Annotated in this window: 18 protein-coding genes and 1 pseudogene; 5 read left to right on the top strand and 14 right to left on the bottom strand. The window is 65.0% G+C overall.

Translation table 11 applies throughout. From position 1 onward, the window contains the following. From H276_RS24900 to H276_RS0121470, 5 genes and pseudogenes are all read right to left on the bottom strand, one after another. Window positions 1-176: pseudogene (locus tag H276_RS24900) on the bottom strand (IS1634 family transposase); the annotation flags it as partial. Window positions 177-424: 248 nt separating this feature from the next. Further along, window positions 425-1,099 (bottom strand): Crp/Fnr family transcriptional regulator, encoded by a 675-nt coding sequence (locus H276_RS0121485; protein WP_019973348.1) that lies wholly within the window; start codon window positions 1,097-1,099, stop codon window positions 425-427. Window positions 1,100-1,422: 323 nt separating this feature from the next. Further along, on the bottom strand, window positions 1,423-2,382 hold the full coding sequence (locus H276_RS0121480; protein WP_019973347.1) for a DUF808 domain-containing protein: 960 nt from the start codon (window positions 2,380-2,382) through the stop codon (window positions 1,423-1,425). Window positions 2,383-2,467: 85 nt separating this feature from the next. After that, on the bottom strand, window positions 2,468-3,883 hold the full coding sequence (locus H276_RS0121475) for an NCS2 family permease (RefSeq protein ID WP_019973346.1): 1,416 nt from the start codon (window positions 3,881-3,883) through the stop codon (window positions 2,468-2,470). Window positions 3,884-3,962: 79 nt separating this feature from the next. After that, window positions 3,963-4,580 (bottom strand): sigma-70 family RNA polymerase sigma factor, encoded by a 618-nt coding sequence (locus tag H276_RS0121470; RefSeq protein WP_036461565.1) that lies wholly within the window; start codon window positions 4,578-4,580, stop codon window positions 3,963-3,965. Between the two features lie 229 nt (window positions 4,581-4,809). Here H276_RS0121470 and H276_RS0121465 point away from each other — a divergent pair, with 229 nt between their 5' ends. Continuing rightward, window positions 4,810-5,247 carry an MmpS family transport accessory protein gene (locus H276_RS0121465; RefSeq protein ID WP_019973344.1) on the top strand — a complete coding sequence of 146 codons (438 nt, stop codon included), beginning with the start codon at window positions 4,810-4,812 and terminating at the stop codon, window positions 5,245-5,247. Beyond that, a complete protein-coding gene (locus H276_RS0121460; RefSeq protein WP_019973343.1) occupies window positions 5,244-8,177 on the top strand; it encodes an RND family transporter in 2,934 nt (977 codons plus the stop codon). Before H276_RS0121465 ends, H276_RS0121460 begins: the two co-directional genes overlap by 4 nt. Before the next feature lie 27 nt (window positions 8,178-8,204). On the opposite strand, the gene H276_RS0121455 is transcribed toward H276_RS0121460, so the two are convergent. Further along, on the bottom strand, window positions 8,205-9,668 hold the full coding sequence (locus H276_RS0121455) for a PucR family transcriptional regulator (protein WP_019973342.1): 1,464 nt from the start codon (window positions 9,666-9,668) through the stop codon (window positions 8,205-8,207). A 165-nt stretch (window positions 9,669-9,833) separates the two neighbouring features. Here H276_RS0121455 and H276_RS0121450 point away from each other — a divergent pair, with 165 nt between their 5' ends. Further along, entirely contained in the window at window positions 9,834-11,288 is a 1,455-nt protein-coding gene (locus H276_RS0121450; RefSeq protein WP_019973341.1) for an NAD-dependent succinate-semialdehyde dehydrogenase, read from the top strand. A gap of 10 nt (window positions 11,289-11,298) precedes the next feature. Here H276_RS0121450 and H276_RS23425 read toward each other — a convergent pair whose 3' ends face one another. From H276_RS23425 to ligD, 7 genes are all read right to left on the bottom strand, one after another. Then, window positions 11,299-11,649, bottom strand: a complete 351-nt coding sequence (locus H276_RS23425) for a hypothetical protein (protein WP_019973340.1) — start codon at window positions 11,647-11,649, stop codon at window positions 11,299-11,301. 155 nt (window positions 11,650-11,804) lie between these two features. Continuing rightward, window positions 11,805-13,694, bottom strand: a complete 1,890-nt coding sequence (locus tag H276_RS0121440; RefSeq protein ID WP_019973339.1) for an acyl-CoA dehydrogenase family protein — start codon at window positions 13,692-13,694, stop codon at window positions 11,805-11,807. A 288-nt stretch (window positions 13,695-13,982) separates the two neighbouring features. Continuing rightward, window positions 13,983-14,426, bottom strand: coding sequence for an STAS domain-containing protein (locus H276_RS0121435; protein ID WP_019973338.1), 444 nt, complete (start codon window positions 14,424-14,426; stop codon window positions 13,983-13,985). Window positions 14,427-14,665: 239 nt separating this feature from the next. Continuing rightward, window positions 14,666-15,286 carry an LUD domain-containing protein gene (locus H276_RS0121430; protein ID WP_019973337.1) on the bottom strand — a complete coding sequence of 207 codons (621 nt, stop codon included), beginning with the start codon at window positions 15,284-15,286 and terminating at the stop codon, window positions 14,666-14,668. Continuing rightward, window positions 15,283-16,758: a LutB/LldF family L-lactate oxidation iron-sulfur protein gene (locus H276_RS0121425; protein ID WP_019973336.1), complete on the bottom strand. Its 1,476-nt coding sequence runs from the start codon at window positions 16,756-16,758 to the stop codon at window positions 15,283-15,285. The genes H276_RS0121430 and H276_RS0121425 overlap by 4 nt, the downstream gene beginning before the upstream one ends. 28 nt (window positions 16,759-16,786) lie before the next feature. Next, a complete protein-coding gene (locus tag H276_RS0121420; protein ID WP_019973335.1) occupies window positions 16,787-17,521 on the bottom strand; it encodes a (Fe-S)-binding protein in 735 nt (244 codons plus the stop codon). Window positions 17,522-17,662: 141 nt separating this feature from the next. Next, window positions 17,663-18,892: a non-homologous end-joining DNA ligase gene (gene ligD, locus H276_RS0121415; protein WP_019973334.1), complete on the bottom strand. Its 1,230-nt coding sequence runs from the start codon at window positions 18,890-18,892 to the stop codon at window positions 17,663-17,665. A gap of 55 nt (window positions 18,893-18,947) precedes the next feature. On the opposite strand from ligD, the gene fadD2 reads away from it, so the two are divergent. Next, entirely contained in the window at window positions 18,948-20,651 is a 1,704-nt protein-coding gene (gene fadD2, locus H276_RS0121410; protein ID WP_036461552.1) for a long-chain-fatty-acid--CoA ligase FadD2, read from the top strand. Window positions 20,652-20,680: 29 nt separating this feature from the next. Next, window positions 20,681-21,463 (top strand): SDR family NAD(P)-dependent oxidoreductase, encoded by a 783-nt coding sequence (locus H276_RS0121405; protein WP_019973332.1) that lies wholly within the window; start codon window positions 20,681-20,683, stop codon window positions 21,461-21,463. A gap of 66 nt (window positions 21,464-21,529) precedes the next feature. Here H276_RS0121405 and H276_RS0121400 read toward each other — a convergent pair whose 3' ends face one another. Continuing rightward, window positions 21,530-21,877: a hypothetical protein gene (locus H276_RS0121400; RefSeq protein WP_019973331.1), complete on the bottom strand. Its 348-nt coding sequence runs from the start codon at window positions 21,875-21,877 to the stop codon at window positions 21,530-21,532. Window positions 21,878-22,234: the final 357 nt, after the last annotated feature.

The raw sequence follows: 22,234 nt of genomic DNA, 5'->3' as shown, positions 1-22,234 counted from the left end.
AGCGCCGCCTGCCCGCCAACGACCATCGCTCTGGCTTGGTCGAGCAGAATGCCCAGCTCAGCATCGGTATGCGCCGAACCCAGATGAGCCAGGATCACCACCCGGCCCGCGTCCTTGCGGGCCACCTGCACCGCCACTGCGCCTGAGGCGGTGCGCACTTTCCGCACGTACGCCACCGCACGAACCTACCCGGTTAGTACCCCAAAACACCCACCTGAAACAGAAACGCCGCAGGTCAAACGACTGTCAACCCTGAAAACGAGCCGGGGTATCCAAACTCAGGCGGGAAGCTGGACAGCGTGATGGTCTCGACCATCACCGACACGGTCCGCTCGGCTGCGGCGAGCCTACGCGCGCGCCGGTAGCGGCAGCACGATCAGCCGGACCGGCTGCCCGGTGAACCGGTCGTCGTCGCTGACGCGACCTACTTGGCGCGTAACGCCAGCCGCTCCGGGTTGTCGATAAGAATGCTTTTGCTCTGCACGCGAATCCAGCCGCGTTGAGTGAAATCGGCGAGCGCCTTGTTGACCGTCTCGCGGGACGAGCCGACGAGCTGGGCGATTTCCTCCTGAGTCAGTTCGTGGTTGACCCGCAGCGAGTTACCTTCGCGGCTTCCGAAACGCTGCGCGAGATAGAGCAATTGTTTGGCAACCCGGCCCGGCACGTCGGTGAAGATGAGGTCGCACAGATTGTCGTTGGTGCGACGCAGCCGGCGGGCCAGTACCCGCAGCAGCTGTTCGGCGATCTCGGGTTCGTCGGTGATCCACGGCCGGAGCGCCGAGTGGTTCATCGACACGGTCGACACTTCGGTGAGGGCGGTGACGGTAGAGGTGCGTGGACCCGGGTCGAAGATCGCGAGCTCGCCGAACATATCCGACGGGCCCATCAGCGTGATCAGGTTTTCGCGGCCGTCCGCGGTCCTGCGGCCGATCTTCACTTTGCCCGAGATGATGATGTACAGCGTGTCCCCGGGCTCGCCTTCGACGAAGATGGTGCGGCCGCGGGGGAACGACACAGGCTCGAGCTGATGCTTCAGTGCCGCCACGGCGCCGGGCTGTAGACCCCGGAAGATGCCGGCACGGGCCAGGATCTCGTCCATGCCGCTCCCTTCGGATAAACGCTTCAGACGCCACCGTCGATTTCGTACCCTACCGAGAGTGCCGATTTGCCTAACGTGACGGGTACCACTTTAGCTGACGCGTTTCGCTTAGCTCGTCGGCGATCTCGGTCATCACGGTGCCAACGGGCAGCTCGAGTCGGTGTGCACGTCGCGGCTCTCAAAGCACACCTCTTCTCGAAACCCGCTATCACCGGCGATACCAGAAAAAGTGATACTGCCGGTGATAGCGGGTTTCGCGGCGCACCTGCCAAAGACCTCCCGATACTGCTGTGACAGGTGTGGCTGCTGTGGGTTGAGCACGCTCAGGCATGCTTGTTCTTCTTGCCGAAGGGCAGCACGTGAACGATCGCGACCACGATCGCGCCGACCACCAAGCCGATGACGGCCGATGCGGTGGTGTTGACCAGCCAGGCTGCCAGACCGCCCAGGCCTGCCGCATTCGCCAGGGTATGACGCACGAATTCCTCGGCATGGTGCACCAGACCGTAAGGGCCGTGCCAGCCAAGGATATTGGTTCCGGTGAGCAGGATGTGACCACCGACCCACAGCATCGCGACTGTGCCGATGGCAGACAGGGCGGTGAGCAGTTTGGGCATCCCGGCAACCAGGCCCCGACCCATCCACTTGGTGAAACGCGAATTACGTTGTGTCAGAACCAGTCCGATGTCATCCATCTTCACGATGCCGGCGACCACACCGTACACCGCGGCGGTGATCACCAGCGCGACGATGACCAGGATGATCAGCCGGGGGAAAAACGGTTGGTGGGCCACCTCGTTGAGCGCGATGACCATGATCTCGGCGGACAGGATGAGATCGGTACGGATCGCACCGGTCACCATGTAGCGTTCGGCGTCCCCGCCGACGGCCCCGGCCGGCGTGTCGTGGTGCCCATCGGCCCCGTGCTTTGTGACGTAACCCCAGACCTTTTCGGCACCCTCGAAGCAGAGGTAGGTCGCACCTAGCATCAGGATCGGGGTCAGCAACCACGGGGCGAACTGGCTGAGCAGCAACGCCACGGGCAGGATGAACACGATCTTGTTGCGTAGCGAACCGATCGCGATGCGCTTGATGACCGGTAGTTCGCGATCGGCCGTGATGCCGTGCACGTACTGCGGTGTCACCGCGGTGTCGTCGACCACCACACCGGCGGCCTTGGCAGTCGCCTTGCCGGTCGCGGCGCCGACGTCGTCAATCGAAGCCGCGGCGAGGCGCGCCAGCGCCGCAATGTCGTCGAGCAAACCGAAGAGACCGGCGCTCACAGTTTTCGCTCTTCGCGCAAGCGGCTCATCGGTGTTTTCGTTCTTCGCCCAAGCGGCTCATCTCCATGATCCTGAAGGTTAGCGGTCAGTGCATGCCGATGAGCGATTCAATCCAGCCCCGCGCGAAGTACAGGATGAAGCCGGCCGCGACGATCCACAACAGCGGGCTGATCTCACGCACCTTGCCCGCGGCCGACCGCAGCACCGCCCACGCGACGAAACCGACGCCGATGCCGTTGGCGATCGAGTAGCTGAACGCCATGGTGGCCACCGTGAGTACGACGGGCAGCGCGATCGAGAACTCTGAGATGTCGATGTGGCGCAGGTGCGACACCATCATCGCGCCCACGATCACCAGTGCTGCCGCGGCGACTTCCGTTGGCACGATCGAGGCCAGCGGTGAGACGAACATCGCGGCCAGGAACAGGGCGCCCGTGACGAGATTGGCCAGCCCGGTGCGGGCGCCCTCCTCGATACCTGCACCGGATTCGATGAACACGGTGTTCGACGAGGCCGAAGAGGCGCCACCGACGACGGCGCCTGCCCCCTCGACGATCAACGCGGCCCGCAGCCGGGGGAAGGTGCCCTGCGCATCGGATAGGCCGGCCTCCCGGGACAGGCCGGTCATGGTGCCCATGGCGTCGAAGAAGTTGGCGAACACCAGCGTGAACACCAGCATGATGGCGGCCAGTGCGCCGATCCGGCCGAAGCTGCCGAGGCTGAACGCACCGACCAGGGACATGTCGGGCAGTGCGAACGGGGAACCGGACAGCGACGGCACCGACAGGCCCCAGCCGCCGGGGTGCTCGGTCGCCGAGCCGAGATGCCAGATCGCTTCGACGATGATCGCGACCACGGTGCCCGTGGCAAGACCGATGAGGATGCCGCCGCGTACCCGGCGGGCCACCAGGATGCCGGTGACCAGCAGGGTGAACACGAACACCACGGTCGGTACGGTGTTGATCGAACCGGTGCCGCCGATGCCCAGACCGACCGGCGGTGACGGACGACCGGTGGAACCCACGAAGCCGGCGTCGACGAGACCGATGAACAGGATGAACAGCCCGATGCCCGCGGTGATCGCCAGTTTGAGCTGCATGGGCACGGCGTCGAAGACCAGGCGGCGCAGACCGGTGGCCGCCAACAGCACGATCACGAGACCGTTGATGACGACCAGACCCATGGCCTCCGGCCAGGTGACCGACCCGACGACGGTGGTCGCGAGAAAAGAGTTGATGCCGAGCCCCGCCGCGAACGCGAACGGCATCCGCGCGATGACGCCGAACAGGATCGTCATGACGCCGGCAGCCAGCGACGTCGTCGCCGACACTTGCGCGAACGTCAGCTTGTTGCCTGCCACATCCTGAGTGCTCGACAGGATGACCGGGTTCAACACGATGATGTAAGCCATCGCGATGAACGTGACGACGCCACCACGTATCTCAGCCGGGATGGTGGAGCCACGCGCTGAGATTTCGAAGAAGCGATCCAGTCGATTCATAGCTGATGACCCTAGGGTCGGCGGCCGCAACGCGCTCAGCATTGCGACGACTACCGAATCCCCGACCGCGGTGTGAGGCCTAGGTGGGCTGTTCCGTTCCACCGCCTTGCGTACGCCGTCGGCACTCACTGAGGAGGGCGCGTAGGCGGCTGCGGCCGCGGGCCAGCCGCGACATGACGGTGCCGACAGGCGTCCCCATCATGGCGGCGATCTCGCGGTACTGGTATCCCTCGATGTCGGCGAAGTACACCGCCATCCGATTCTGTAAAGGTATGGCCTTGAGTGCACGAATGATCTCGTCGTCGTACGACGTGGTCATTGCCTCGATCTCGGCCGCGCGCAGCCCGACCGGCGTGAAGATGCGTTCGTCGAGCAGCTGCCAATCGGATAATCCCTCGCACAGCAGCTCATTGGGGCGTCGCTGGCGGGCGTGATAAGCGGATGTCCACGTGTTCTGCATGATGCGAAAAAGCCAGGCGCGCATGTTGGTGTCCGGCTGATAAGTGTGAAAACCGCTGTAGGCCTTGAGCAGTGTCTCCTGGACCAGATCTTCGGCGTCGTACTTGCTCGTAGTCAAACGGTATGCGCCGCGGCGTATCTGGTCGAGGTGCGGTAGCGCTTCGGCGACGAACCGGGCGGCGGTCTCCGCGTCATCGAATGCCGGTGTACTCGCCGACGCTACATCGCACTCTGACATGTCGCCTCCGAGATGCATAGAAATTCTATGCATAATGGTACACCGCCGATGGCCTGATTGGGTCGGTGCCGGGGGTGCGGTGCGGATGGCAATGTCCCACCGGAACGGGGCGGGTTTGGTGGAGCGCACGACAGAAGTTGGGTGTAAGGTTCTTCCCCGCTGTACATAGTTATTCGAACTAATTCGCTAAGCATTCGTACAGTTCGGGTGATGTCGGGAGGTATGGGTGATGGCGAGACGAATCGCGCGAGCATTCAAAGTGCTGTGGATACCCCTGGTTCTGATCGCCGTATTGGCGATCTCAGGCCTGGTGGTGTCCCGGCTGCACCGCATGTTCGGCTCCGAGGACCTCAATGCCAATGCCGGCGCGGGCATCGAGATCGTTCAGTTCAACCCGAAGATCTTGGTGTACGACGTGTACGGCCCACCGGGCACCACGGCACAGATCAGCTATTTCGACCCGGACGCGAACATCCATCAGGTCAACACGCCCCTGCCGTGGTCGGTCACACTCTCGACGACTCTTCCGACGGTCAGCGCGAACCTCATGGCCCGCAGCGACAGCGACCAGATCGGCTGTCGCGTCACCGTGAACGGGACCGTTCGTGAAGAGCAGTCTGCCGATGGCATCAATGCCCAGACCTACTGCCTGGTGAAATCCGCATGACAGATACAGACACTCAGACCGCCGAACCCGCTCAGCCCGCGCACGCCAAGAACGCCCGCGGTCACCGGCCCTACTTCGCCCACGCCATGCGCGTCCTGGCGGTGCCGATCATCCTGTTCTGGATTGCATTCGCGGTCGTGGTCAACGTGATCGCGCCGCAACTGGAGATCGTCGGCGAGGAGCACTCGGCACCCATGGCGCCGGCCGATGCGCCGTCGATGATCGCGATGAAACGCATGGGTGCGAACTTCCAGGAGTTCAACTCCAACAGCACGGTGATGATCGTCGTGGAGGGGCAGAGCGCACTCGGCCCCGAAGCGCATCGGTATTACGACGAGATCATCCGCAAGCTGCGCGAGCATCCCGACCACATCCAGCACATCCAGGACTTCTGGGGTGACACGCTGACGGCCGCCGGAGCGCAGAGCGCCGACGGCAAGGCCTCGTATGTGATGCTCAACCTGGCCGGTGAGCAGGGCCAGACGCTGGCCAACCAGGGCGTGGACCTGGTCCGGGAGGTCATCAAAGACACCCCGGCTCCGCCGGGGGTGCAGGCCTACGTCGCTGGGCCGGCGGCCCTGACCGACGATCTCCATGTCATCGGTAATGCCAGCCTCGGTCAGATCACCCTGTACACACTCGTGGCGATCGCGGGAATGCTGCTCATCGTCTACCGGTCGATCCGCACCACCCTGGTGCAGCTGCTGCTGACCGGCGTCGGCTTGCTGACAGCCCGTGGCGTGGTGTCGGTGCTCGCCACGCACGACGTGTTCGGGTTGACCACCTTCGCCGGCAACATCCTGACGATGCTCGCGATCGCGGCGGCGACCGACTACGGCATCTTCTTGTTCGGTCGCTACCGCGAGGCCCGCAGTGCTGGTGAAGAACGCGAAGACGCCTATTACACGACGTTCAAATCGGTCTCACCCGTCATCATCGGTTCCGGACTGACGATCGCCGGAGCGACGTACTGCCTCAGCTTCGCGCGGTTGCCGTACTTCGCCACCATGGGGGAGCCCGTCGCGATCGGCATGGTCGTGGTGGTCGCGTCGGCCGTCACGATGGGACCGGCGGTGCTGTTCCTGGGCACCCTGGTCGGACTGTACGAGGCGAAAAAGCCTCCCAAAGGCCGGTTCTGGCGCAAGGTCGGGACCGCTGTGGTTCGGTGGCCCGCTCCCATCCTGGTGGCCAGTGCATTCGTCGTGCTGATCGGGCTGGTCGCCGTGCCCGGCTACAAGCCGGCCTACAACGACCGTTGGTATCTGCCCACCGACGCTCCGGTCAACGTCGGATTCGCTGCGGCCGACCGGCATTTCACCCAGGCCCGGATGAACCCCGACATCCTGATGGTCGAGGCCGACCACGACATGCGCAACCCGGCCGACATGCTGGTGCTCGACCGCGTGGCCAAGAACGTGTTGCGCACCCACGGGATCGCGATGGTGCAGAGCATCACCCGGCCGCTGGGTATTCCCATCCAGCACAGCTCGATTCCGTTCCAGACCGCCATCCAGGGTCAGACGCAGAATCTGAACCTGCCATTCCAGCGGCAGCAGTTGGCCGACCAACTCAGGATGATCGACGCGACCAACGACTCGATCTCCATCATGGAGAAGCAGTATCAACTCTCGCTGGAACAAACCAAGCTCACGCAGGACTCGGCGGCCAAGTCGCGGGATCTACTGGCTGTCACCGAAAAACTGCGCGACAACATCGCGAACTTCGATGACCAGTTCCGGCCGCTGCGCAACTACTTCTACTGGGAACCGCACTGCTTCGACATCCCCATGTGCGCCGCGGCGAGGTCGATCTTCGACTCCCTCGACGGGCTCGACGAACTGACCGACAAGACGGCGTCGGTGCAAGTCAACACCGACGAACTTGCCGACCTCGCACCGAAACTGACAGCACTGCTGCCGCAGACGATTGCGACGATGAAGGCCAGCCGGGACATGTCGCTGGCGTCGTACAACTCGCAGAAGACACTGCTCGACCAGATGCAGGCGATGAACGACACTGCCCTGGCGATGGGGCAGAGCTTCGACGACGCCAAGAACGACGACATGTTCTACCTGCCGCCCGAGGCGTTCACAAACCCCGACTTCGAGCGCGGTCTGAAGATGTTCCTGTCCCCGGACGGCAAGTCCGCCCGGATGTTCATCACCCACCAGAGCGATCCCGCGACGCCGGAAGGCATCGCGCGGGTCGACGCGGAGCGGACGGCTGCGCAGGAGGGTCTGAAGATGTCCTCGCTGTCCGACGCCAAGATCTATCTGGGCGGTGTGGCAGCCACCTATAAGGACATGAGTGACGGTGCCCGCTACGACCTGATGATCGCGGTGGTGTCGGCGCTGACCCTGATCTTCATGATCATGCTGATCCTGACGCGTAGCGCGGTGGCCGCGTTGACGATCGTCGGCACTGCCGCCAGCTCGATCGCGGCGTCGTTCGGCATTTCAGTGTTGTTGTGGCAGGACCTTTTCGGGATCCATGTGCACTGGCTGGTCATGCTGATGTCGGTGATCATCCTGCTGGCGGTGGGGTCGGACTACAACCTGCTGCTGGTGTCCAGGTTCAAGGACGAGATCCACGCCGGCCTCAAGACCGGAATCATCCGTTCCATGGCCGGCACCGGCGGTGTGGTGACGTCGGCAGGTCTCGTGTTCGCGGCGACGATGGCGGCGATGATGGGCAGTCAGCTGGTGGTGCTGGCCCAGATGGGTTCGACCATCGCGATCGGTCTGCTGCTCGATACGTTGGTCGTGCGCTCACTGTTGATGCCGTCGATCGCAACGCTGCTGGGCCGGTGGTTCTGGTGGCCGCAGGTGGTCTATCCCCGCGGTGACTACCACATCCACAAATACCAGCCACGTCGTCAGGAGACCGACGGCAGGGACGACGACACGGTAGCGCTGCCCGCCCAGGCGTAATCGGCTCCAGCGGCCAACTCGACTGTCTCAAGGGCTGACCTGTAACGCGATCCAGGCGCTGACCCGGGTCTGCGGATCGTCGAGCTTTCCCGGCAGCGCTGCCTCGATGGCTTCGAGTCGGTTACGTACGGTGTTGCGATGCAGGCCGAGTTCCTCGGCGACCTTGAGCCTGGACCCGTGGTGGCGCAGGAAGCAACGCAGCGTTTCGGCCTGTTCGGAATCCAGGTCGCTCAACCATGATTCGGCGAACGCTGCGGCGCGCTCGGGATCGATCAGACCGAGCGGACCGTCGCTGATGATCCGGTCCCAGTTCACCAGTCGCGCGGTCGGAGTGGCCTGGGTCAGAGCCATACCCGCTGTGCGGTAACCGGCCGCGGCGTCGCTCAGCGGCACCTCGTGCCCGATGCCGACGAGATGCCCGGTTTGGGCCAATCGGTCGGCGGCGGTCCGGTCTTGTTTGGGTGCGAGCACTGCGCAGAGCTCGCCGGCGACCGTGCCGACCAGAATGCCGCGTCGTTCCAGCGCTGATATCGCATCGTCCGTCTCGTGCTCCGGACCCGTCGCGCGCAAGATCCTGACCCGCTCCGGCAGCACGGACGCCGACCGGTCCACCTCGAGGACCAATTGTGCTGTCCTGGAGTCATTCCCGACGACAAGCTCGACAGCCCGGCTACGCAGGTGGTGCCGGGTCCTGGCGCGGCTGCGGTCCTGCTCGTCGACGAGGCCCAGGACCGCCACCGCAGTGGTGACAGCGTGGCGCTGACCGTCGGACAGCCGCATCGGACCCATGGCGGCCAGATACGTCGATGGCCTGCCGCGTAACCCGATCGGGTAGATCGACACTGACTGACCGGGCCCGGACTGAACCGCAGCCGAATGCCTGCCATGCGTTTGGAGCCGACGGACATCCTCCTCAACCTCGTCGAGCGGAAAGTCGTCGCGTCGCGGCCCCACCGGACCCGTCACCACCCGGCCGTCTGGGGCCATCAGGCACACCGCGCCGTTGACAGCTTGGGCCAGGGCCGTGACGACCGCAGTTGTCGGGTCGGGTTTGGCCGCCGCGGAGATCAGCTGTTGCTGGGCCGCGAGGGCTTCGCGCGCAGCTGTGGACTCCTGCTCTTCGAGCAGCTGCGCGATGTGCCGGCTGATCGTGACGAATGCGGTGCGTCGTGGCACTTCGAACAGGTTCACCTCGTGGGTGCGGCAGGCGCTGATCAGCCTGGCCGGTGTCTTGGTGTAGGTCAACCCGGCCGCCATGCCGATAGCCGCGATCCGGGCTTCCGCCAGTCGCTGTACGTAGCCATCCCATTCGGTGCGCCAGCGGCTAGTTTCCAGGCCTGTGGTGAGCAGGATCTCACCACCTTCCAGAAAGGGTGCCGGATCGGCGAGTTCGCTGGTCGCCACCCAGCGGACGTCGGTGTCGGCCCGGGGGACATGGATCTCGTGCAGTCCAAGCGTCTCGGATTGCAGGATCTCGCCAACGGTGACCATGGTGCCAGTTTTGCACAAGTAAACGATTGAAAATTGTGCTTTCCGGGCATGCCGCTGTGACCGCGGTCTCCCTAACGTGGGTCAGCAGTACTGCTCGGTAGCTTTCAAGGAGGAGCGTGTGACCGGTCGCGTAGCTGCGTGGGCTCTACCCTTGGGGAGCCAATCGTGAACTACCAGAAAGCCATTGCCGAACTCGACGCCAAACATGGCATTCTCATCGACGGCCGGGGGCAGGGTGCGGCGACGACCTTCGAGGTGTACGACCCGGCCACCGGATCCGTCATTGCCGACGTTTCGGACGGCACGGTGGCCGACGCGCAGGCCGCAGTCGACGCCGCCCACCGGGCCTTCGGCGCTTGGGCTGCGCTGGGCCCGCGCAAGCGCAGTGAAATACTGCGCTGCGCATACGATCTGATGGTCGCCGACGCCGACCGCCTGGTCGCGCTGATCTGTGCCGAGAACGGCAAACCGCAGTCAGACGCCCGGGCGGAGGTTCTGTACGCCGCCGAATTCTTCCGCTGGTTCAGCGAGGAGGCGGTGCGGACCGACGGTGCTTACGGGGTCAACCCCGCCGGTGGTGCGCGCACCCTGGTGACGCACAAGCCGGTCGGGGTGGCTGCACTGGTGACGCCATGGAACTTTCCGGCTGCAATGGCGACCCGCAAGATCGCTCCGGCGCTGGCCGCAGGTTGCACCGTGGTGCTCAAGCCGGCCTCGGAAACTCCGCTGACCGCCTTGGCAATCGCGAGGATCCTGTCCGATGCGGGCGTCCCCGATGGCGTGGTCAACGTGGTGCCCAGCACCGCCTCCGGGTCCGTGGTGTCGGACTGGATGGCCGATGCGCGGGTCCGCAAGATCTCGTTCACCGGCTCCACCGGTGTCGGCCGCTTGCTGCTCAAGCAGGCAGCGGATCGAATCGTCAACGCCAGCATGGAACTCGGCGGTAACGCTGCATTCGTGGTGACCGCCGACGCTGACATCGAGGCTGCCGTGCAGGGTGCGATGATCGCGAAGTTCCGCGGTGGCGGACAGGCCTGCACCGCGGCCAACCGGTTCTATGTGCACGCCGCTGTGGTGGATGAGTTCGTCGCCCGTTTCGGCGCCGAGATCGCCGCGCTGCGGGTCGGTCCGGCGGCGGACCCGACCTCGCAGGTCGGCCCGCTGGTGAACGCCCGAGCTGCCGCGCGGGTGAGTGCCGCGATCGACGCCGCAGTGAGCGAGGGCGCAACGATCGCCGCGCAGGCACAGGCTCCGGGCGACGGCTGGTACGTCGCGCCGACCCTGCTCACCGGGGTCGCCCCCGACGCCGCGATCCTGACCGACGAGATCTTCGGCCCCGTCGCACCCGTGGTGGTGTGGGAGGATCGCGACGAGATGCTGCGCTGGGTGAACGACACCGAATACGGTTTGGCCGCTTATGTTTACGCGGGCCGCCTGCAGGACGCCCTGCGACTGGCCGAGTCCATCGATGCAGGCATGGTCGGTATCAACCGGGGCATCGTGTCGGATCCGTCGGCGCCGTTCGGCGGGACGAAGCAGAGCGGGCTGGGACGCGAAGGTGCCCGCGAGGGCTTGCACGAGTTCCAGGAGACGCAGTACTTCAGCGTGGCGTTCGACTGAGTGGCGCGTTTCATCCTATGACGACGGCCGGGTGTCCGCCGGGCAGTTCAAATATGGCCGACTGCCACATCTGACCGGTGTTGAAAGGCGTGGTGTGCAATGTCACGCTCAACATGCAGACGGTCGCGGTCAGCAGGAATCCCAGGACAACGAGAGTCATCGCGACGACGAGAAGTCCTCTGATGCACTTACGCTTGGCGTGCTCATACTTCGCCAGTACTTCGTCGTGTTTGAGTTCGCTTGCGTAAGCGGCGAACTCGACATCGGTCAGTTCAGCATCGGAGACCGGTGCGCCGGTGGCGATCTCGCGCAGGCGAGCCGCAGCGATGCCGACACCGACATCGGCGAATCGCCGACTCATCAGTCGTGCTTGTCGGCGGCTTAGAGCGCGATCCCGCATATGCGCCGGATGGGGCCAATATCCCCATTCACCGCCATGCGCATTCGCCGACGCCATAACTTGTCAAGTTTAGTTCTGCGGGCATGGCCCCGGTAGAGCATCGTCGGACACTTCGTTCAGCGGATGTTCCGGTGCACGTCTTCTCCGACTGCACCGCCCTCCTGAGCGATCCACGGTCCCTCGATGGACGGGTCGATGATCCCGCGCTCGAGCCAGGTGTATCGGCCGGCAAGCACATCTCGGGCCAGCGACCGGTCGGAGTCGTCACTGTTGTCCCACAGCTGCTCGAACAGCCGGTCGGCTCGGATCCGGGCCTGACGGCTGAACGCGTCGGCAAGTTCGGCAGCACCGTCTTCCGCCGCGTTGCTCTGGGCCCGGACACAGGCCGCGGTGATCGCGAACAATTCCGCGCCGATGTCGACGATCCGGCCCAGGAACCGTTGCTTGTGCTCAAGCCTGCCCTGCCATCGCGACATCGCATAGAAGGTGCTGCGGGCCAATTTTCGGCTGGCCCGTTCGACATAGCGCAGGTGTTCGGCCAGTGGCCCGAATTCGGAATACGACGTGGGCAACTGGCCCTTGCCGGTCACCAGGGTGGGCAGCCAGCGGGCATAGAACTTTCCGGCCTGCGCGGCCGCTCGTGCCTTGTCCCGCAGATCGGCCTCCGGGTCGATGATGTCGCCGGCCACCGACAGGTGGGCATCGACGGCCTCCCGGGCGAGCATCAGATGCATGATCTCGGTCGATCCCTCGAAGATCCGGTTGATCCGCATGTCGCGCAGGATCTGTTCGGCAGGCACCCCGCGCTCACCGCGGGCGGCCAGCGACTCGGCTGTTTCGAACCCGCGTCCACCCCGGATCTGCACCAGTTCGTCAGCGATCAGCCACGCCATCTCCGAGCCGTAGAGCTTGGCCAGCGCGGCCTCGATCCGAATATCGGTGCGGCCTGCGTCGGCCAGCTCGCTGGCGAGTTCGACCATGGCCTCTATTCCGTAGGCCGTGGCCGCGATGAACGCGACCTTGCCGGCCACCGCGTCGTGCTCACCGACCGGCCGGCCCCACTGCACGCGTTCCTTCGACCATTCCCGCGCGATCTTCAGACACCATTTCGCCGTTCCGGTACATACGGCAGGCAGTGACAGGCGCCCCACATTGAGCGTGGACAACGCGATCCGCAACCCTTCTCCTTCGCGGCCGATGCGGTTGGCGGCAGGCACCCGGACGTCGGTCAGCCGAGTCAGACCGTTCTCGATTCCGCGCAATCCCATGAATTTGTTGCGGTTCACCACCACGATCCCGGGGGTATCGGCCTCGACGACGAACGCTGTGATACCGCCTGGGTGTCCCTCGCTCCTGGGCACCTGGGCCATCACCACGAGCAGGTCGGCGATGACACCGTTGGTGGTCCACAGTTTGACGCCGTTGAGCACGTAGTCGTCGCCGTCGGGAGTGGCGGTGGCGTGCAGCCGGGCCGGGTCGCTTCCCACGTCGGGTTCGGTGAGTAGGAATGCGCTGATCTCCCGCGTGCATCGCGGCAGCCACGTGCGTTTCTGCTCTTCGGTGCCGAACATCGCGACCGGCTGCGGCACGCCGATCGACTGGTGTGCCGAAAGCAATGCGCCCAACGAAGGATGAACCGAGCCAACGAGGGCGAGTGCCTTGTTGTAGTACACCTGGGACAGGCCGAGCCCGCCGTACCCGGTGCCGATCTTCATGCCGAACGCGCCGAGCTCTTTCAAGCCTCGGATCACACTGTCGGGGATCTGCGCATCGCGCTCGATCACCGCGGCATCGATCTGCGTCTCGCAGAACTCGCGCAACCTGGTCAGGAACGCCTCGCCGCGCTGCGTCGTCTCTGCTGGACCACGAGGATGCGGATGTACGAGGTCCAACCGGAGTCTGCCCAGGAACAACTCTTTGCCGAAACTGGGCTGGTGCCATTGCGCCTCACGCGCCTGCTCGGCGACCTGCCTGGCTTGGCGTTCGTTGACTTCGTTGACGGTCATCGCCGGCCTCCATAGGTTGGGCCTTACTCGACGGTAACTCCCCGGCCCAGCGAATACCCGAAATCTGCGTGGTTCACGCGCGGTACACCGAGCGCGGCAAAACGGAAACCGGCGGCGTGCAGCAGGGGATCTCTGCTGCACGCCGCCGGTTCCAACGGTCGTGAATTACCGGGGTTTACCCGGCGGTGCTCAGTGGGCGAGCAGATGCCGATGGGTAGCCCGGCGCCGCCGGCCCAGAAGCATCGTCAGCCATCGGACGTCGATCAACATGATTGGTGGCCCTTTCTGTCAGGCGCTCTTGGTAAGCAGGGGCAGCAGCCGGCGGCGGGCCTGGTTGCCTTCAGCGAAGTGGTGCAGCGCTTCGGCCACCGAGGTGGCGACGGGGACGCCGATGTTGTCGAGCTCTCTGATGACCGCGTCGCTGGCGACCACGGCCCAGTCGACGCCGAGTGCGCCGCAGCGTTCATCGACCTCGTAGAACAGTGAGATCGAGTGCGGGGCAAAACCGTTCACACCGCTCATATCTACGACGAGTGGCTTCTCGGAAAGCGTGAAGCGGCGGACGTATGCGGTGATGGTGTCGATGTTGGAAGTGTTGACGTCGCCTTTGATCGTCACCACCGTGGCCAGCTGCCGGCACTGTGATCGCATCGAGGCGCCGTCGCAGACGAGCGCTTGGCTCACGTACCGGAGATTGCCGTCCGAAGCCGGGGTGTTGGTCGTGATAGTCATGATCAGCCTCCCTTCGGTGGTTCCTGTGCTTGTCGGCTGTGCGTCGTCGCTTCAACCTGACCCCAACGTTAAGTGGGCAATCTAAGGCGGCAGGGTGCTGCCGTTAATACTTTGCTAAGAACCTCAATTCGTACTGGCCGGTAGGGAGAGGCGGGCTGCGAGGGACCTGTGACCTCGCGGAGCTCAGACCGCCAACGTGAAGAAGATGGCGAGTTTCCGTGGGAATCTCGCGATCTTGTTCACCTCCGAGGCAGGAGGATCAGCACGTCCAACGTGCGCGGACCGTGTACTCCTTCGACCCGTTCCAGTTCGATGTCGCTGGTGGCGCTGGGGCCCGAGATGAAGGTCAGCGGCCGGGTCGCCGTCAGCGCTGCGAAACCCTGCGGCACGGTGTCGACGATCTGATCGGTCCGAATCACACAGATGTGGTGGTCGGGGACCAGGGTGAGGGCGCGACGACCCTGGGTGGCACCTGCGTCGAGCACGATGGTGCCCGTCGCCGCGATACCGACGGCGCAGCCCGTCAACACGGCATCGGCCCTGTCGAGGGCATCGATCCCGAGCACTGGATCGTCGACGACGGTACGTACACCCGCCACCCACTCGTCCGGAACATCCGCGGGGATCACCACGCTCGCCTGGGCGCCCACCAGTTCGCGCACCGTGGCGGCGATGTCGGCAGCCGCGATGCGGTGTACCCGGGCCCGGTACTCGGCCACCGTTTCGGCGAACCGCTGCACGTCGCCGGGTTCGGTCAGGGGTCGATGGTCGTAATCCCGGGGTACCACAACGGCTTTCGGCGGTGCGGCAGCCAGGGCCGTGCGGATCCGGCCAAGCACCGTCGTGCGTGCTGCGCTCACCGGTCGCCTCCTCCATGGGTGCGAATCCACCACTGCCGGAACGTTTCCTTCGGTGGTTCGGGCAGATCGCGGCTCGTGGTCCATTTCGAGGCGGGCCACGGTAGCGCCGAGATGCGGTGATCGCGTCCTGTGATCAAACGTCCGGCGGCCAGGGCCTTCTCGGCCAGTGAGAAGCGGCCTGCCGACGACATCGCCCAACCGGCGGCCCGCATTGCCAGGTCCTGGCCGGACGGAAGGCCACCACGTACCCCTCTCTCCTGATCCACGTGGTTCGCGCGCAAATGCACGAGGATCGATGGGATGTCGATGCGCACCGGGCAGGCCTCGAAACAGGCTCCGCACAGCGACGATGCGTAGGGCAGGCTGGCGTTGGGATCGTCGTGGCCCGTGATGCCGGTCAGTTGCGGGCTCAGGATTGCCCCGATCGGTCCGGGGTACACGGACCCGTAGGCGTGCCCGCCGGTGCGCTCGTACACCGGGCACACATTGAGACACGCACTGCACCGAATGCAGTGCAGTGCAGCGCGTCCCACCTCGTCGGCGAGCACCCGGGTGCGGCCGTTGTCCAGCAGCACCAGGTGGGACTGCTGCGGCCCGTCGCCGCGATGAACTCCGGTCCACATCGAGGTGTACGGGTTCATGCGCTCGGCGGTCGACGAGCGGGGGAGCAGTTGCATGAACACCTCGAGGTCGGAGAACCTCGGCACGATCTTCTCGATACCCATCACGGTGACGAGGGTTTGCGGCAGCGTCAGACACATCCGCCCGTTGCCCTCGGATTCCACCACGGCCAGGGTTCCCGTCTCGGCGACAGCGAAATTCGCGCCGCTGATCGCCACCTTCGCGGTGAGGAACTTGCGTCGCAGATGCGCCCGGGCGGCCATCGCCAGCACCCGCGGCTCGTCGGTGAGTTCACCGACGCCGGGCATCTCCCGGGTGAAGATCTCGCGGATCTCGGCACGGTTGCGGTGGATCGCGGGTACCAGGATGTGGCTGGGTTTGTCATGGCCGAGTTGCACGATCAGTTCGGCCAAGTCGGTTTCGAACGCCGCGATGCCCTGCGTCTCGAGGTACTCGTTGAGCCCGATCTCCTGGGTGGCCATCGACTTGACCTTGACGACTTCGTCGGAACCTGTGGCGCGGATCAGGTCGGCGACGATCCGATTGGCCTCGTCGGCGTCACGGGCCCAGTGCACCACGCCGCCGCGGGCGGTGACGTTGCGTTCCAGTTCTTCGAGCAGTTCGGGCAGCCGCGCCATGACGTCCTGCTTGAGGGCGCTGCCCGCGGCGCGTAATTCCTCCCAGTCGGCGCATTCGCGTATTGCGTTGAGGCGCTTGGCTCGAATGGTGTGGGTGGCGTGGCCGATGTTGCGGCGGAGTTGTGAATCGGCCAGTGCGGTGCGGGCCGCGGCGGGGAACGATTCGTCGCCACGCAGATTACCCACGCCCGGGGTGCCGAGAAACGTGCTCATGGGAACTCGATTCGCTTGCAAGCTTCGCTCATGACCCGGCCGCCAGGATCTCCGCCAGATGCACGGTGCGCACCCCAGTACGCAACCGGCTGAGTCCGCCGCCGATGTGCATCAGGCACGACGAATCGCCGGCGCTGCATACCTCGGCGCCGGTGTCGAGGATGTTCGTCATCTTGTCGGCCAACATGGCCGTGGAGGTGTCGGAATTCTTGATGGCGAACGTTCCGCCGAAACCGCAACAGGATTCGGCGGCCGGCAGCTCCAGCAGGGTCAGGCCACGGACATGGCGCAGCAGCCGCAGCGGCTTGTCGCCGACCCCCAGCATGCGCAACGAATGGCACGTCGGGTGGTAGGTGACCCGGTGCGGGTAGTAGGCGCCGACATCTTCGACCCCGACCACGTCGACGAGGAACTCCGAGAGCTCATAGGTTCGGGCTGCGACCGCCTCGGCCCGGACGGCCAGCTCCTCGTCACCGGCGCGGCGCGCGACCATGGCGTGCTGGTGACGCACCGACCCCACACACGACCCCGACGGCGCGACGACGACAGCACAGTTCGCGGATTCGAACACCTGCACGTGGTTACGCACCATGGCGGTGGCCTCCTTGAGGTAGCCGGTGTTGATATGCATTTGGCCACAACAGGTTTGGTTTGTTGGAAACACGACCTGGTGCCCGAGCCGCTCAAGCACCGCTACGGTGGCGATGGCTGCAGGCGGGAAGAGGGCGTCAGCCAGGCAGGTCGCGAACAGGGCGATTCGCATGACACCTCACGCTACCTCCGGCGTCGTGGGTGCGGCGGCGAACGCGTAGGTCCACAGGGTCATGCCAGACGTCCGCTTCCGGAACTTTTCGAGTAGGACTTTTCGAGTGGGACGTTTCGAGTAGGACGTTTCGAGTAGGACTCAGCCCTGCCGCCACTGCTTTCCGGAGTAGTTCTCCCACGGACTGTAGTCGGCGATCAGGTCCTCCTGTGGTGGGCGTTCGGCCTCCGGAACATGCTGCAGATTGATCCGGATGCGATACCAGATCGAACTCGGACCGCGCATGCCGTCGACCAGAATATCCACGGGCGCAAGCCTTTCAGCGGCCTTCGGGTAGCGCTGACGCCAGATGTCCAGCGCGGCTATCGCCTCGTCGCGGGTCTTGGTGCGGGCGATCTCGATGAGCGGCATCGACGAAACCCGTCTGCCGTCGCGCGAAGCACCCTTGGGGGCCTTCTCGGCCGGGCCGAGTTTCTCGGCGAGCTCGAGCAGCGCGTCCAGGTTGCCTGGTGCGTCGTTCATGCCCTCCCAGGGATCACCGACCTCAGCAAACCGCAGGGGCACCGTGGCAATGGTGAATCTCTCAGGTCGGCAGGCCGGCACCTCGTCCCACCGCAGCGGGGTGGACACCCGCGCATCGGGCGTCGCGCGCACCGAGTAGGCCGAGGCGACGGTGCGATCCTTGGCGTTCTGGTTGAAGTCGACGAACACCCCTTCGCGCTCCTCTTTCCACCAGTGCGCCGTCGCGAGTTCCGGGGCGCGCCGCTCCACCTCCCGGGCGACGGTCTGGGCAGCCAGTCGGACCTGCTTGAACGGCCAGTGTGGGTGGATGCGGGCGTAGATGTGAAACCCACGCGAGCCCGACGTCTTGGGCCACGCGGTCAGGCCGTGATCCTCGAGCACCTCGCGCGCCACGAGCGCCACCTGGACGATCTGGCGCCAGTTCACGCCCGGCATCGGATCCAGATCGACGCGCAGCTCGTCGGGATGGTCGAGATCGGTGGCCAGGACAGGATGTGGATTGAGGTCGATACAGCCCAGGTTCACCACCCACACCAATCCGGCGGTGTTGTCGATGACGGCCTCCTTGGCCGATGTGCCGGACCGGTATTTGAGCTCGGCGACCTCGATATACTCCGGGTGCTTCTCGGGCGCACGCTTTTGGAAGATGGCCTCGGCCGTGATGCCCTTGACGAACCGTTTGAGGATCATCGGGCGGCCCGCGACCCCGCGCAGCGCGCCGTCGGCCACCGCGAGGTAGTAGTCGATCAGGTCCCGTTTGGTGACGCCTGCGTCAGGGAAAATCACCTTGTCCGGATTGCTGATCGACACCTGCAGACCGTCTACATCCAGTGTCACACCACCGGCCATCAGCTCATGGTAGCTATCCCTCCCGACTGCGACCGGCGTCACATATTGTTGCTCCATGCCAAGTCTTTCTGACCTGCCCGCGCAGGTGGCGGGGAAAGCCCAGCGATACCTCGACCGCGGCGCCGCCGAGTTGCACTACGCACGCAAGATGCTCGAGGCGGGCGCGCTGCGCCTGGAGGCGCCGCAGAACATGGCCGCGATGCTGGCCGACATCGTGCGCTGGGGCGAGTTCGGCATGATTCCCGCGCTCAACGCGCGTCGTCACCCCAACCGCGTCGCGCTCATCGACGACGACGGCGAGCTGACCTTTGGTGAACTCGACGCCGCGGCTCATGCGGTCGCCAACGGCCTGCTGGCCATGGGCGTCGGGGGCGGCGACGGCGTTGCCATCCTCGCCCGTAACCACCGCTGGTTCCTCATCGCGTTGTACGGTGCCGCCCGCACGGGAGCCCGGATCATCCTGCTCAACAGCGAGTTCTCCGGGCCGCAGATCAAGGAGGTCGCCGAGCGCGAAGACGCCAAGGTGATCGTCTACGACGACGAGTACACCGAGGCCGTCGCACAGGCCGAACCGATGCTGGGCAAGCTACGTGCGCTGGGCAAGAACCCGGATAAAGAACAACCGTCGGGCAGCACCGACGAGACGCTGGCAGATCTCATCGCCCGCAGCAGCCACAGCCCCGCGCCGAAGGTCACCAAACACTCGTCGATCATCATCCTGACCAGCGGAACCACCGGTACGCCGAAGGGCGCCAACCGCAGCACCCCGCCGTCGCTCGCGCCGATCGGTGGGGTGCTGTCGCATGTGCCGTTCAAAGCCGGTGAGGTGACGTCCTTGCCTGCGCCGATGTTCCACGCGCTGGGCTTTCTGCACGGCACCATAGCGATGATGCTCGGCACCACGCTGGTGCTGCGTCGCCGCTTCAGACCGGCCACCGTGCTGGCTGACATCGAGAAGCACAAGGTGACGGCCATGGTGGTGGTGCCGGTCATGCTGTCGCGCGTCCTGGATCAGCTCGACCAGACTTCGCCCAAGCCGAACCTGTCCTCGCTGCGCATAGTGTTCGTCTCGGGCTCGCAGCTCGGTGCCGAGCTGGCCACGCGCGCGCTCAAGGATCTCGGCCCGGTCGTCTACAACCTGTACGGCTCCACCGAGATCGCGTTCGCGACCATCGCACGGCCCAAGGATCTCTCGATCAACCCGGCCACGGTGGGTCCGGTGGTCAAAGGCGTGCGGGTGAAGATCTTCGACGACAACGGCAACGAGGTGCCCCAGGGGCAGGTCGGCCGCATCTTCGTCGGTAACACCTTCCCGTTCGAGGGCTACACCGGCGGAGGTGGCAAGCAGATCATCGACGGCATGCTGTCCTCGGGTGACGTCGGGTACTTCGACGAGCACGGCCTGCTCTACGTGAGCGGCCGCGACGACGAGATGATCGTCTCGGGCGGCGAGAACGTGTTCCCGGCGGAGGTCGAGGATCTCATCAGCGGGCATCCCGAGGTGATCGAGGCAACGGCACTCGGAGTCGAGGACAAGGACTGGGGTGCGCGGTTGCGGGCATTCGTGGTCAAGGCCGAGGGCGCCAGCATCGACGAGGACGCCATCAAGGCGTACGTGAGGGACCATCTGGCGCGGTACAAGGTGCCGCGGGAAGTGATCTTCCTCGATGAGCTGCCCCGTAACCCGACGGGCAAGATTCTCAAGCGCGACCTCCGCGACATCGCCGCCGGCGGAGCCGACGAATCAGCAGGGGAATAGCTGGATCCCACGCGAGGTAGTACTGCGACGTGAACATCGACCTGACCGGAAAGACCGCACTCGTCACCGGCTCGACGCAAGGCATCGGGCTGGCCATCGCTGAACGCCTCGCCCGCAGCGGCGCGCACGTCGCCGTCAACGGCCGCACCGCCGAACGGGTCGACGAGGCCGTCTCCAAGCTGGCGGGCCTCGACGTGATCGGCGTGGCCGCCGATGTCGCGACCGAGGAGGGCACGGCCGAGCTGCTGCGGCAGCTGCCTGCCGTGGACGTTCTGGTGAACAACCTCGGCATCTTCGGCGCGGTACCGCCCATGGAGATCACCGACGAGCAGTGGCGCACCTACTTCGACGTGAATGTCCTTGTCTCGGTACGACTCATCCGCAGCTACCTGCCCAGGATGGTCGAGCGGGGCTGGGGCCGTGCGATCCAGATCGCCAGTGATTCGGCGATCGTGACGCCTGCCGAGATGATCCACTACGGCGTGTCGAAGACCGCGCTGCTGGCCGTGTCGCGTGGTTTCGCCAAGGAGGCCGCAGGCACCGGTGTGACGGTCAACTCGGTGATCGCCGGGCCGACCCACACCGCAGGCGTCGAGGACTTCGTCTATCAGGTCGTCGACAAATCACTCCCGTGGGAGGATGCCCAGCGCGAGTTCATGATCAAGTACCGGCCGCAGTCGCTGCTGCAGCGGTTGATCGAGCCGGAGGAGATCGCGAACATGGTGGCCTATCTGGCGTCGCCGCTCGCGTCGGCGACCACGGGTGGTGCCCTTCGGGTCGACGGTGGTTACGTCGACTCCATCCTGCCCTAGGCCGAATGGCCAGTTATTGCACTGATTTCGTGTTTCGCGTGCAATAGCTGGCCACTGGACACAGTCCTAAGTGGACAGCATCGCTGAACCCGGCACGGCCAGGCAGACCAGCGACAGGGCCAGCAGGAACCAGCCTGCGCCGTGCCAGATGGGCCAGGTACCGCCGGCTTTCCACACCTGGTAGGTGCGCATGAATGCGCCGACGCCTCCGACGAACAGCACGGTCGGCACCAGGATGGCCGACAGCAGCGAGTGGTCGCCGATGAATGCGTACGAGGCGAGAGCCAGGCCAGCCACCACCACGACGCAGACCACGTAGGTGACGGCCGACCGGAACATCTGCGGGTCATGCCAACGCTTTTCGACGTCATTGGTCATCATCACGGGCCGCCGTTCACGTACCACGACAGGCATCCTGGCCTATTCCGGCAGGCAATGATGGCTCCGGCGTCGGGAGCGGCGCCGCGGATATACGGTCTTCTGGGCTGTAGGTTGCAGTTCACAACGTAGGGGTTCCACGGAATGACGCCGTTTACACATGGGTCGGCGCGGGTCTCCGTGGGCGCCGGCGAGAGCTGCTGAATTACCGCCGTCGGCGCGATGACAACCGACAACGCAGCCGCACCCACCAATAGCGGGCGCAGCACACGTTGCCTGAAAATCTTCATCACCAATACCAACCGTTTGGGATGTCCGTCTATTTCGACGGTAGCACCGGATATCTCCGCGAGCAGTCACTAAGGTCCCCCAAACCCGCGTTTTCGGGGGCCT

This window comes from Mycobacterium sp. 141 (genome assembly GCF_000382405.1).
GTDB lineage: Bacteria > Actinomycetota > Actinomycetes > Mycobacteriales > Mycobacteriaceae > Mycobacterium.
The sequence above is the reverse complement of the archived record's forward strand: the minus strand, read 5'-3'. Positions and strand labels throughout refer to the sequence as shown.